Raw genomic sequence first — 13,475 nt, 5'->3', positions numbered from 1 at the left:
CGAGGCTGTCCTGATGCTAGGTTTGACAGCCTCTGTAAAACTTATGCGAACTCAGGGCTGAAATCTTTGTACCCCAAGTGGATCGGCTTTTGGCTGCCGGGCCAGGATCTGCTGCGGTGATACATCGCGGCGTAACCCCATGTCTTTTTCCGTGCGAACCACCACGCCTTTCAGTGAATTGGTAAACACATCGGTGATCCGGACGTCGACGAAGCCACCAATCATATCAGGGGTGCCTTCAAAATTCACTACCCGGTTATTTTCGGTACGGCCAGTCAGTTCCATCAAATCTTTTTTCGACGGACCTTCAACCAATACCCGTTGTTCCGAACCCAACATGCTGCGGGCTATTTGCAACGATTGCTGATTGATCCGATCCTGCAGAATATACAAACGCTGCTTTTTCTCATCTTCTGACACATCATCCGGCAAGTCTGCCGCTGGCGTGCCAGGGCGGGCACTGTAGATAAAGCTGAAGCTCATATCAAAACCGATACTGGCGATCAGATCCATGGTCTGGGCAAAATCTTCTGCTGTTTCACCCGGAAAACCAATGATAAAGTCAGACGACATACTTAAATTCGGCCGGATTTTTTTCAGCTTGCGAATTTTTGATTTGTATTCCAGTGCCGTGTGATTGCGTTTCATCAAGGTCAGGATCCGATCTGAACCCGATTGCACTGGTAAGTGCAAATGGTCCACCAGTTCCGGGATATCGCGATAGACTTCGATAATATCGTCAGTAAATTCAACTGGATGCGACGTGGTATAACGAATACGGTCAATGCCGTCGATAGCAGCAACCAGCCGTAATAGTTCAGAGAAGTGGCAAATCTGACCATCATGGGTTTCGCCGCGGTAGGCATTCACGTTCTGACCTAACAGATTGACTTCACGCACCCCCTGATCGGCCAGTTGGGCGATTTCCAGCAACACATCATCCAGTGGACGGCTGACTTCTTCGCCACGGGTGTAAGGCACCACGCAGAAAGTACAATATTTAGAGCAACCTTCCATGATCGAAACAAAGGCAGTCGGGCCGTCAGCTTTTGGCTCCGGCAGACGGTCAAATTTTTCGATTTCAGGAAAAGACACATCGACCACAGGTGAGCGGTCACCTTTGACGGAATTAATCATTTCTGGCAGTCGGTGCAGGGTTTGCGGGCCAAAAATAATATCAACATAAGGCGCGCGTTCACGGATTGATGCACCTTCTTGTGAAGCAACACAGCCACCAACCCCAATGATTAAATTAGGGTTTTTCTTTTTCAGTGGTCGCCAGCGACCTAACTGATGAAATACTTTTTCCTGGGCTTTTTCGCGGATCGAACAGGTATTGAGCAGAATGACGTCGGCTTCTTCTGCCTCTTCGGTCAGTGTATAGCCATGAGTGGCATCCAACAAGTCGGCCATTTTCGATGAATCGTATTCGTTCATCTGGCAGCCCCAGGTTTTAATGTGCAGCTTTTTGCTCATGCTAAATTCTTGCCTGTAAAAGTCGTCAACTACAAAAGGGCTGGCATTTTACCCGAGCTGTCCGGCAAGTGCCAGCATCCTGCACTGCAAAAGCTGGATAACATTCGAACGAGACGCTGCCCTTAAGGCAGTTTTTTTCGTTATCTTGCTGTTTTTCCTGAGCGAACTGATTTTCCTCTACTACAATGCTTGGTAAGCGAAGTGGAAACGGAGTCGATAATGAAAAAATATCTGGTATTGCCTGCGTTGTTATTCTGCGCTCAGGCGCTGGCCGAAGTAGCCATCGTGGTGCATCCTTCAAATACAGTGACGCTGACGACAGATGATATTTCGAAAATTTACCTAGGTCGCAGTAAAACCTTTCCGGATGGCAAAGCTGTGGTGCCGGTGGCGCAGGTGGAGGCCAGTGCGGCGACGAATGTGTTTAATGACAAAGTGTTGAATAAAACCGGCAGTCAAATGAAAGCCTATTGGTCGAAATTGGTTTTTACCGGCAAAGGCTCGCCACCCAAAGAAGTCGAGTCTGATGCTGAGATGATTGCCTTAATCAGTCAGAATCCGAGTTTGATTGGTTATGTCGATAAGGCTGCGGTCACTGAGTCTGTCAAAGTGCTGGCCAGCTTTTAATTTCTTCTGCTGATTTTCCCGTGGCAGCTCTGACTGCCTGCCAACTTCCCAATCCCTGACCGCGCTGCTTGTGGCCGGGGATTTTTTCTGTCTATCTAACCACAAAAATTTTTTTTCCCCGCCAGTAAACCATTTTCATGCCAGCTTCGACTGAATCAACATCAGTCAAAGGAGCCGTTATGAAAATTACCGAACCCAGTGCCCAGGATGAAATTCGAATTCAACCCAAGTCCCGTCTGTTGCCGCTTGGACTGACAGCGGCTGGCTTGTTGCTGGCGCTGGCCAGTTGGCAGCTGTGGCCACATCTCAGCCGCTGGCAGGCTTCCGATATGTCGGTTTCAGCAGCCAGGCTCAGAATAGAACAAGTAAAAACCGCGCCTTTTATCCGGGATTTATCCGTCCAGGGCAAAGTCGTGGCGGCGGTCAGTCCAAAGTTATACGCCCCGGCGGATGGCACCGTCAGCTTTTTTGCCGAAGCCGGTACCGCAGTGAAAAAAGGCGATGTGATTGCGGCGCTGGAAAGTCCGGAACTGGACAGCAAACTGAAACAAGAACAAGCCAGTCTCAGCAGTTTGGCCACCGGGCTGGCGCGGCAAAAAATTCAGTCGCGCAAACAGCAATTGTTGGATCAAAAAGCGGTGGACTTGGCGCTGGTGGCGCTGACCACAGCTGAACGGGAAAAACGGCGGGCTGAGCAGGGCTTTGCAGTCAAAGCGATCAGCCAGTTGGATCATGAAAAAGCCGCCGATGATCTGCACAATACCAGATTGCAACATGCCCATGCCGTCAAAGATGCCAGGCTGAATAAAGAAAGTCTGGAGTTTGAATCGACCGCCTTATCGCAGGAATTAGAACGGCAAACGCTATTGGTGGCGAATATACAGCGTCAGGTGTCTGGTTTGCAAGTGCAATCGCCGGTGGATGGCATCATCGGCAACCTGGCGGTGGAAAACAAAACCTACCTGAGTAAAAACCAATTGTTGTTGTCGGTGGTGGATTTAAGTCAGTTTGAAGTGGAACTGGCTATTCCGGAAAACTATGCCGATGACCTCAGCATAGGTTTACCGGTGGAAGTAACGTTGGACCAACAGACTTATGCCGCCAGTCTGGTCAGTGTATCGCCGGAAATTGTTGACAACCAGGTGACAGGCCGGGTCCGTTTCAGTCAACAAGCGCCGCCAGGTTTGCGGCAAAGTCAGCGGCTGGCCAGCCGTATTCTGCTCGAGCAACGGGATGCGGTTCTGCAGGTCGCGCGTGGCCAGTTTCTGGAAAGTTCGAACGGTCAATTTGCTTACAAAGTGCAAAACGGTGTTGCCATTAAAACCCCGGTGTCGCTCGGTGCGCGCAGTTTAGCCGCCGTCGAGGTGCTGAGTGGTCTGCGTGAAGGTGATCAAATCATTATATCCGGTACTGATATTTTCCGCGGTGCCAGTCAAATCCAGCTCAACCAATAATAATCCGGGGAATTTTTATGTTAACAATGAAACAATTAGGCAAGGTTTTTCATACCGGCGAAGTGTCAACCCATGCGTTACGTGAGGTCGACTTACAGGTCAACGAAGGCGATTTTGTCAGTGTGACAGGCCCCTCAGGTTCTGGCAAAACCACCTTTTTGAACATTGCTGGTTTATTAGAAGTGGCCAGTTCAGGCTTGTTTTTACTCGATGGCGACAACGTCGGTCAGTTGTCAGACTCGCAACGCTCGAAAATGCGTAATCAAAAAATAGGGTTTATTTTTCAAGGTTTTAATCTAATTCCTGAGCTGAATTTATTTGATAACGTCGATGTGCCGCTGCGTTATCGCGGCTTTGCCGCCGCCGAGCGGAAACGTCGGATTGAGCAACAGTTGGAGCTGGTCGGACTGGCTTCAAGAATGAAACATTTACCCAGTCAGTTATCAGGTGGCCAGCAGCAGCGGGTGGCCATTGCCAGAGCGCTGGCGACCAGCCCCAGATTTTTACTGGCCGATGAGCCAACCGGCAATCTGGATAGTCAGATGGCGCAAAGTGTGTTGTCTTTATTAGAAGATATTAACCGCCAGGGCACCACCATCATTATGGTGACGCATGATCATGGCCTGGCGCAACGTGCTGGTCGGCAAATTCTGATTAAAGACGGTCGGGTCTCAGAGCTGACTCAGGCCAGCAGTCAGCAGCAGTTGGCTGAAACTGCGTCACAGGTGACCAGCCGCACTGGCGCTGTGCAACTGGCAGGAGTGCGTTAAATGTTCAGTTATTATCTGCGTCTGGCCTGGCTCAGTATCAGGCAAAGCTCTGGGTTAAGTCTGTTGATGGTGCTGGCGATTGGGCTTGGCATCGGGGCCGCCATGACCACCATCACTGTGAACTATTTAATGTCGGCTGATCCTATTCCGGCCAAAAGTAGCCAGTTGTTTTATGTGCAACTGGATAGCTGGGATCCGCATGATGGCTTTGATGAGGATGGCTCGCCGCCGGATCAACTGACTTATCAGGATGCGACTGCGCTGTGGGCGGCACAAAAAGCCTTTCGCCAGGTGGTGCAAACGCAGATCAGCGCTGTGGTGGAATCGGATAGCAAAGACAGCTTACCATTTCAGATTGCTGGCCGCGCCAATAGTGCGGATTTTTTCACTATGTTTGAAACGCCGTTTTTATACGGCAGTGGCTGGGATCGCAGTGCAGATGAAAAACAGCAGCAAGTGGTGGTGTTGAGTCAGGCCCTGAACGAACGTTTATTTGGCGGTGCTAACTCGGTTGGCAATAAAGTGAAGATTGCCGGCGATTATTATCAGGTGGTAGGCGTATTGGCACACTGGCAACCCAGCCCGCGTTTTTACGATATCAGTACCGGTGCTTTTGATGACACTGAAGAGTTGTTTCTGCCTTTTAGTTTAATCACCCAGGAAAAGCTTGGCCGCAGCGGCAATACCAATTGCTGGAAACCGAGTGGCGCCGGTTTTCAGGCTTTTCTGAGTTCGGAATGTATCTGGACTCAGCTGTGGGTTGAACTGCGTAATGAGCAGGAGCAACAAGATTATCTGAGTTTTCTGACCGCTTATGTGCAGGAGCAGCAAAAACTGGGTCGCTTTGGGCGGCCACTGAACAACAGGCTCAGTGCTGTGATGCAGTGGCTGGAGCAACAGCAAGTGGTGACAGAAGACGCCAGTTTAATGATGGTGCTGGCGCTGCTATTCCTGCTGGTGTGTTTACTGAATACCATCGGCTTGTTGTTGGCGAAGTTTTTGAGCAAGGCTCCGCAAATTGGTCTGCGTCAGGCACTGGGCGCCAGCCGGCGCGACTTGTTTGCCCAGTATCTGACAGAAGCGGGTTGTATTGGTCTGGCAGGCGGTTTACTCGGTTTGTTGCTGGCCTGGCTGGGTTTGCAGGGCGTGCAGCTGTTATATGGCGATAGCATGAAAGGGTTGGCACAACTTGATTGGGCTATGGTGGCACTTGCCTTGCTGCTGGCGCTGTTATCCAGTCTGCTGGCTGGCCTGTATCCAACCTGGCGCGCCTGTAGTGTGCAGCCATCGCAACAATTAAAAAGCCAATAAGGAGCGCTGCAATGCTGGAACTAGGACCTATGTTACGGGCGTTATGGCGGCAGAAAGTCGGTGCTGTGCTGATTGCACTGCAAATTGCGCTGACGCTGAGCATTATGGTAAATGCCATTTTTATGATGCAACAACGCAGTCAGGATATGGCCAGAGCAAGCGGACTGGATGAAGCTCATCTGTTTTATCTGACCAATACCGTGTTTGGCGACAATTATCAGTTTAAAGCCAGTGTGGATGCTGATTTGCGACTGATCCGGTCTGTGCCTGGGGTGGTGGATGCAGTGCAGATCAATGCGATTCCGATGAGTGGTAGTGGCTGGTCTATGGTGCTGCAACTCAAACCAGGCGCTGGCCAAGATATCACCGGCAGTGCGGTTTATATGGTCGACGAGCACGGCCTGAACACGCTCGGAGTTGAGCTGATTCGCGGTGAAAATTTCCAAAACACCGATTTACTCTGGCGCAGCAGTGGCTCTGATGACTGGCCAGCCAAGGTGCTGATCAGCAAGGCGCTGGCAGAAAGTTTATTTCCGGATGACTGGGAAACTGCCCTTGGTAAAACAGTCTACATTAATGAGCAGCAGCCGATGCAGGTCAGCGGTATCATTAAAACCTTACAGGCGCCCTGGAATGGCTGGAACGGTGTCGAGCGCAGTATGCTGGTGCCGGTACAACTGGAAAACCGCAACAGCCGTTATCTGATCCGCACTGAACCGGGCCGGCGTGATGAACTGATGCCGGTGATTGAACAAGCCTTGGCCAATGCGGACAAAAACCGCATTATCCGTAATCTGACCACCTTAGAGCAAACCCGGCAGGATAGCTATCGCAGTCATCAGGCACTGAATAATATTCTGCTGTTTGTCATTGTGTTACTGACATTGATCACCGCGTTTGGCATTGTTGGCTTAGCCATGTTCAGTATTAACCGGCGCAAAAAACAAATAGGTACCCGCCGGGCGCTGGGGGCGACCCGGTTGCAGGTGATGCGTTATTTTATGCTGGAAAATCTGCTAATCAGCACTCTGGGGATTGTGCTGGGGATTGGCGCAGCGATTGGGCTGAATATCTGGCTGGTGAGCAAATTTCAACTGGCACCGCTGGGACCAGGCTTGTTGCTCACCGGAGCGCTGGTGCTGTATGTGGTGGGCCAACTGGCGGTGTTTTATCCGGCCCGTAAAGCGGCGGCTATTGCGCCTGCCACCGCCACCCGCAGCGTTTGAACTGGTATTGCCGCCGGCCGCGCTTACAACAAGCGTTGCCGGCTGCTGATATAACCGGCGTAAAAAATCAGTAACACCCCGGCGCCCCATGCAAGGGTGACGGGTTCTTGCCAGAACAGGTAACCAAACAAACCGGCAAACACAATACTGCTGTAAGTCCAGATGCCAATTTCACTGGCGGGCGCTAACGAATAAGCTTTGGTCATGGCCATTTGACCGGCTGCAGCCAGCACGCCCATGCCGGCAAAAGCCAGCCAGGCGCTGTCAGGCAGCGGGTTCCAGTAAAAGGGCACCGGCACAAAAGAAATAATGGCGGTTAATAACGAGAAATAAAATACTGTGCGGGCGGCAGGTTCAGTGTCTGACATATAGCGGATGGTGGTTTTGGTTTGTGCCACTAAAATGGCTGAGCATAAGCCAATCAATAAGATGACGGGACTGCCGAGTTCGCCTAGTGGCGGCAGACCAAGGAAAACACCGCAAAAACCGAGCACTATCGCCAGCAACGTCAAAGGTCCAGGCCGTTCTTTTAGCCAGAAATACGCGATCACTGGCACGACAAAAGGTGATAACAGCAACACTAGCATGGCTTGTGCCAGCGGCAACTGGCCGATGATATAAAAGAAGCAATACATCGAGATAATGCCGGTAGTGGCACGGCTTAAATGTAAATACCAGCGGCGGGTTTTCAGGATCTGCACACCTTGTGTCAGGATCCAGGGGATCATCACTAAGAGGGCAAAAAAGTTGCGGAAAAACACCACCTGGGCTTCAGAGGCATGCAGGCTGCTGAGTTTGACCAGCGCACCAATGCCAACAAAACAGGCTTCAGCAAATAACAACAGCACAGCTGCCAGATATAAAGGTTTCATCCGTCTCGATGATCAGAGGCTACAACAGGCGCGGATTTTAGCAGAGCTGTTGCTGGTTGTCCGGCCTGGCCTGCTTTATTTTGTCTTAGCCTCTAGCCGGTAGGGCCTTGCGCGTTGGCCGGTTATTTGAACTTGCGGTAATGCAACCTTGAGAGAAGCTCATGTCGGACCGCCCTAGCTATGCCGTGTCGAGTCCGACCGTTTGTCATTTACATGGCTGCTTCTTCGGCCAGCCGGATCAGTAACTCAGCGGCTGGCATTGGTTTGCCAAATAAATAACCCTGGATCAGAAAACACTGGCGCTGGCTGAAAAAGGCCAGTTGTTGCTCGGTTTCCACGCCTTCGGCAATGCAATACATACCAAGGCTATTGGCCATACTGAGCATAGCGTCAATGATAGTTTCATCATTGCTGTCGATGCCAATATCTTTGACAAAACTGCGGTCGATTTTAATGGCGTCAATTGGCAGTTCTTTTAAGTATTTTAACGATGAATAACCAGTGCCAAAATCATCCAGCGCCAATTGCACACCAAGTTCACTCAGCGCCAGCATAGTGGCAATCGCACTTTGATGGTCTTCCATCAGCGCACTTTCAGTCACTTCAAATTTCAGACAACTGGCCGGTAAAGCAAATTTTTTCAACAGGTTGGCGGTTTGTTCAGCCAAATCTTCCTGCTCCAGATGGCGGGTGGATAAATTCACCGACAGATAAATCGGATAACCCTGCTGATGCCAGTGCTGCAGATCGGTCAGTGCCCGTTCCAGGAGCAATTGGGTCATCGGTACAATTAAGCGTAAATCTTCCGCCAGCGGGATAAATTCCGCCGGTGGCACCAGACCCTGCGCCGTTTGCCAGCGCATCAGTACTTCGGCTCCGACCATTTGTTGGGTGCGGCTGTCATACACAGGTTGATAATAATTGATAAATTCATTCTGGCTAAAAGCGCTGCGCAACTGAGTTTCCCTGGCCAACTGCATATAAGCTTTTTCATTCATCTCATTGATAAAAAACTGGAAATTATTGCGGCCACTGTCTTTGGCATGATACATCGCGACATCGGCGTGTTTCAGTAATTCTTTGGCGTCGTGCGCATCTTCCGGATAAATGGCAATGCCGATACTGGGCGACACACTCACGGTATGGGCGCCCAGTTGCATAGGTTCGCCGATGGTTTTAATCATTTTGCGTGCCACATGGCTGATATTGTCGTTATTTTTATAACCTTCAAGTAACACCACAAACTCGTCACCGCCCAGTCGCGCGACAGAGTCGGTCAGTCGGAGGGTATCGGTCAGGCGTTTGGCCACTTTTTTCAGCAGTTGGTCGCCAATATCATGGCCTAGACTGTCATTGATTTGTTTAAACTTATCCAAATCGATAAAACACAGCGCCAGGGAGCGGTGTTCGCGTTTGGCTTTTTCGATGCCGTGATAAATCCGGTCCATCAGCAGGGCGCGGTTAGGCAGGCCGGTCAGCATATCGTAGCTGGCCAGATAACGCAGTTCTTCTTCCGCTTGTTTCTGCGCTGTGATATCGGTGAATACCAGCACAAAAAAATCGACCTGTAGATCATCACCCACCGCAGTGATATTGATCAGGGTCGGGCGCTCGGTGCCGTCCGGCGTCTTCACCACTTCTTCGCCTTGCCAGTGCTGATTGACGGTCATGGACGCCAGCATTTTGGTATAAAAACGCCGTCTGCTTAAACTGATGCCCAGCTCATGCGTTCTGGGGGTACTGAGATAATCGTCCATGTTGCCAAATACATCGCTAAATGACAGGTTGGCGGCAATCACCCGTTGTTCTAAATCTAACAGCACCACCCAGTCGCGGGTCTGTTGGAAGGCTTCGCCAAATAAGCGGGCTTTTTCTTTGGTGGCGCGGGTTTCAGTGATATTGCTGTAAGTCCCAAGCACACGTTCAATTTTCTGGCTGTCAGACATTTCGGTGACTTTGCCAATATCACGAAACCAGAGCCAGCCATTGGTTTTATGCTGCATCCGGTAGGTGTGATCAAAGCCTTTCTCCGGTGCACTGAGAAAGCGTTGCCAGGCTTGTTGATAGTTGTCGCGATCGTCCGGATGGATCAAGGACAAATGTTGTTGCATCGTCAGCGGATTCAGTTCTTCGTTATAACCCAGCATGCTGTGCACCCGCAGTGCATACATACTGTTTTTATTGGCATGCCATTCCCAGGCGCCGCTGTCGACCGCTTCCAACGCCTGTTTTAAGCGTTGTTCGCTGGCCTGCAGTTTTTTATGGGCGCTGGCTAACAAACGTTTCTGCTGGCTGCTGCTACGTAACCACAACAGCAATAACAGCAAGGCTGCCGCTGAATAACTGCCAATCGCCAGTGGCGAGCGCCAGGGCGCTGAGGTGATGTGGATCTGGATGCTGGCAGGTTTACTTTCCATCCCGGTCATCGGCGACACCGCCACCACTTCAAAGGTATAGTCACCCGGCTTGAGTTGTGGAAACACCACCGAGGGCACACTTTGTTCCGGATAAGCCAGTTGCTGGGCACCGTTTAAGCTGAATCTGTAGTTCAGTTTACCGCTGTCGCGAAAATTCAGCGCAGAAAACTGCACTTCAATGCCCATCGCTTCGTGACTAAAAGTAAAAGACTGGCCTGTGATATCACCCAGACTGTTGCTGACCTGCTCATTCATGGCGTGGATGGCGGTGATCACGACTTCTGGCGGGCTTGGCTCTTCCATCAGTTGTTTCGGGTCAAACAGCGTCAGGCCGATATTGGTGGCAAAGATCAACTCACCATTGGCCCGTTTGCCACTGGCGCCATAGCTGAAATTATGGCTGGCCAAGCCATCTTTTTTACTGAAGTGTTCAATCCGCAGACTCTGGGTATCAAGCCTGGATAAACCGTAGTTCCCGGCAAACCATAAATGACCATAGTCATCAATCTGGTTGGCAAAGACGATATTACTCAACAGTTTATTTTCATCGTGGAAGTGATATCGCAGCACCAGATTTTTGCTGTCAAAACCCAGCAGACCCAAGCCCGGAAAGGTCAGCCACAAGGTGCCTTGTGGATCAATACTGAATTTATCGGCATAGCGGTTCAGACCCGGCTGATAATGCGCGGCTTCAAAAACTTTATGCAAACTGCCGTCGCTGATTTGATACAGCCATAATTGATCCGCTGCGGTCAACAGCATTTTGTCCGGATTGTCAGGTAACAAGCCGAGGAATCGGCCTGCCAGTTTAATCGGCAGTACCTCTCTTAAGCCGGGCAGAATTTTTAACTCGCCGCTGGCGGGTTGGTAATAATAATAATTTTCCAGATTGTAAAACCAGAAAGCCCCGGTCGGATCTTGCCAGTGACCGAGCGCATTATCGGTTAAGACGGCAGCCTGAGTCGGGTCTTGTAACGGCGCTGGTAAAAATTGGCCTGTGGTCGGTGAGAACAAGAACAGGCTACTGCCAGTTCTCAGCCAGAGATTGCCATCTGCTGCTGGAAAAATCCGGTTAATAGAGCGGCCAAATTTGGCTGGCAGTTCGGCTGGAAGCCGGATGTCTGTCAGGGTATCACTGTCGGGAGCAAGCTGCTTTAAGCCTTGAAAGCCACCCAGCCATAGTTGTTGCTGCAGGCCAGTGGCTATTGTCAGTACAGCGCTTTGACTGATGCTGATCTGCTCTGAGGGCGTCATTTGTGGTTGGCGCAAATCGAGGTGACGGAAACTGGTGCTGCGCGGATGCCAGTAATAAGCGCCATCGTCACGGCTGGCCAGCCACAAACCGCCGTCTTCAGTGGCGACCAAATCCACAATCAATTCAGAACTGATTTGCTGATTACTTTGGCTAAAACGCCAGATTAATTCGGGCTGCTGCTGGGTTTCTGTCCACTGAAACAGACCTTTTTGAGTTGCCAGTAATAATCGCTGCTGGTGTTGTAGCATCTGCACCACGGTCAAATCAGAAAACAGCAATGCTGCGGCTGGCAACTGCGGCTTCGACAAGTCGCTCAGTGCGAACCTGAAGACATTGTTACTGGTGGCGATATAAAGATGTTGCTGCCATGGATATAACTGACGAATGGTTTGGCTGATATTGGGCTCGTCGCTGCCACCCAGAACAATACTGCCACCACGCTGCTGATGTAAATCATAGTGAAATAAACCTTTGCTGGTGCCAATCAACAGCTGTTGCTGATGTAACCAGAGCTGCCGGATGCGGTGAAAACCGGCATTCAGTTCAGGCAACTGATAAATAGGGGCTAATTTTGCGCTGGCAATGTGGAAACGATAGACGGTTTTATTGATGGCCAGCAGCAGATGCTCAGCATCCAGGCTGATGGCATCGTATAACATCGGTTGTTCCGGCTGTTGTAAAGACGCCAGCGCCATCACCAGTTTGGACTGGCCGCTGGTTTTATCAATCTGAAATAAGCCGAGGTTGCTGGCGACCGCCCATAACTTGCCGGTTTTGTCTTCGAACACGGTGCCGAAATTAAGCTCGGTCATATCATGCTCGCTGCTTTGGATCACCTGATTGCGGGTCGCATCAAAGCGATTCAGGCCATTACTGGTGGCTATCCACAAAAATCCTTGCTTATCAAGGTATAACTTGTTGATGGTGCCGCGGGATAAGCCCTGTTCTGTGGTCAGTGGCACCAGCAAAGGCTGTAGTGCTGACGCCGGTAGTAACAAGCCTGGCAGCAGCAACAAGCATGCCAGCAGGCTGTAACGAGGATGCCGGCAGAGTGCATAGATGGAACTGAGCAATAACAGCGTCTTGCTCACAAGGTAGATACCAGCAGTAATAACCAGACACTGGCTATCAGCATAAAACTGGCGACTTGGAGCTGGCGACATAGGTTCAGCCATATTCTGATATCACTACTCTGTGGTTCTGTGGCGGGCCCGATCCGAACCCGCCGCTGTTTTTCGTTGCCGTAATACAATGGACCGGCTAAATTTCGGGCCAGAGCGGCACTGCTGGCTGCCAACAACCAGCGTTGCGGTAACTGTAGTTGACCATCCTGGCTAAAACGGAAATACAACCAGCTTGCCCGCCATTGCCGTAATAACGCGATTAAAGTACCGCATATAACGACTGGAATAAAGCTCAGTAGCCGGACTAAACTGGCCGCAGGCTGGCCAAAGTGCTGAAACTGCGTAAGTTTCGGATTCCAGCATTGTTGCAGTTCCTGCAACAGCCGATAGGCCAGTGCGGCAATACCACCGCCTAGCATAAACCAGAACAAAACACTAAACCATTGTTTTGCAAAGCGCAAACTAAGAGTTTCGATACAAGCTTTACTAAGGCCAACGGCAGACATCTGGCGGGTTTGCCGTAATAGCAGCGGCTGTAACTGATCACGGGCTAAATTCAGTTGTTGTTTGTCCAGACTCTGGCTGACGGCCAGTGCTTGTTGCCTTTGTTGTTGCCAATCCAGACAACAGTACAACAGCAATGCCTGCCACAAGTCCGGCCATTGCGATAACTGCGCAAAAGCACTAGCCAGCGCCAACACAGGTAACCACAGCAGCAGCAACGCCAGAGTGCCTGATAACAGCAACTGCCCGGCAGAATAAGCCGGTTTATTGACTTTTTTCGCCATCGCGACTGCGACTAAGCGAAACAGCTGCAGCGGTTGATAGCTGGCTGGCAGTGGCAGCAAGGTGCTGAGCAGGATCATCAACAACGCCAGTAACGGCTGCTGCAACATGGGTTGTTGCAGCAGTTCCAGCCAGTTCAGAGGCAGGGTTAACAAAG

General features: G+C 50.8%; 9 protein-coding genes. 5 read left to right on the top strand and 4 right to left on the bottom strand.

Features of this window, described 5'->3' with window-relative positions:
* Positions 1-51: 51 nt before the first annotated feature.
* Complete coding sequence (miaB, locus tag AC53GJ_RS15190) at positions 52-1,476, bottom strand: tRNA (N6-isopentenyl adenosine(37)-C2)-methylthiotransferase MiaB (protein WP_496728926.1); 1,425 nt, start codon at positions 1,474-1,476, stop codon at positions 52-54.
* A gap of 219 nt (positions 1,477-1,695) precedes the next feature.
* Between miaB and AC53GJ_RS15185 the strand changes: the two genes are divergently transcribed.
* From AC53GJ_RS15185 to AC53GJ_RS15165, 5 genes are all read left to right on the top strand, one after another.
* Complete coding sequence (locus AC53GJ_RS15185) at positions 1,696-2,103, top strand: phosphate ABC transporter substrate-binding protein (RefSeq protein WP_496728924.1); 408 nt, start codon at positions 1,696-1,698, stop codon at positions 2,101-2,103.
* Between the two features lie 179 nt (positions 2,104-2,282).
* A complete protein-coding gene (locus tag AC53GJ_RS15180) occupies positions 2,283-3,557 on the top strand; it encodes an efflux RND transporter periplasmic adaptor subunit (protein WP_496728922.1) in 1,275 nt (424 codons plus the stop codon).
* Positions 3,558-3,574: 17 nt separating this feature from the next.
* The gene (locus tag AC53GJ_RS15175) at positions 3,575-4,327 is read left to right on the top strand and encodes an ABC transporter ATP-binding protein (RefSeq protein ID WP_496728920.1); all 753 of its coding nucleotides are present in this window, start codon (positions 3,575-3,577) and stop codon (positions 4,325-4,327) included.
* A complete protein-coding gene (locus tag AC53GJ_RS15170) occupies positions 4,328-5,638 on the top strand; it encodes an ABC transporter permease (protein ID WP_496728918.1) in 1,311 nt (436 codons plus the stop codon). It abuts the gene before it with no gap.
* Between the two features lie 11 nt (positions 5,639-5,649).
* Positions 5,650-6,864, top strand: coding sequence for an ABC transporter permease (locus tag AC53GJ_RS15165; RefSeq protein ID WP_496728916.1), 1,215 nt, complete (start codon positions 5,650-5,652; stop codon positions 6,862-6,864).
* Between the two features lie 23 nt (positions 6,865-6,887).
* On the opposite strand, the gene AC53GJ_RS15160 is transcribed toward AC53GJ_RS15165, so the two are convergent.
* The 3 genes from AC53GJ_RS15160 to AC53GJ_RS15150 all read right to left on the bottom strand — a co-directional run bounded on the left by AC53GJ_RS15160 (position 6,888) and on the right by AC53GJ_RS15150 (position 13,473).
* Positions 6,888-7,736: a DMT family transporter gene (locus tag AC53GJ_RS15160; protein WP_496728915.1), complete on the bottom strand. Its 849-nt coding sequence runs from the start codon at positions 7,734-7,736 to the stop codon at positions 6,888-6,890.
* A 209-nt stretch (positions 7,737-7,945) separates the two neighbouring features.
* A complete protein-coding gene (locus AC53GJ_RS15155) occupies positions 7,946-12,499 on the bottom strand; it encodes an EAL domain-containing protein (protein ID WP_496728914.1) in 4,554 nt (1,517 codons plus the stop codon).
* Positions 12,496-13,473 (bottom strand): cobalamin biosynthesis protein CobD/CbiB, encoded by a 978-nt coding sequence (locus AC53GJ_RS15150; protein WP_496728913.1) that lies wholly within the window; start codon positions 13,471-13,473, stop codon positions 12,496-12,498. Before AC53GJ_RS15150 ends, AC53GJ_RS15155 begins: the two co-directional genes overlap by 4 nt.
* Positions 13,474-13,475 lie beyond the last annotated feature (2 nt).

It is taken from the genome of Rheinheimera sp. B2H12, from assembly GCF_059620065.1.
The sequence above is the reverse complement of the archived record's forward strand: the minus strand, read 5'-3'. Positions and strand labels throughout refer to the sequence as shown.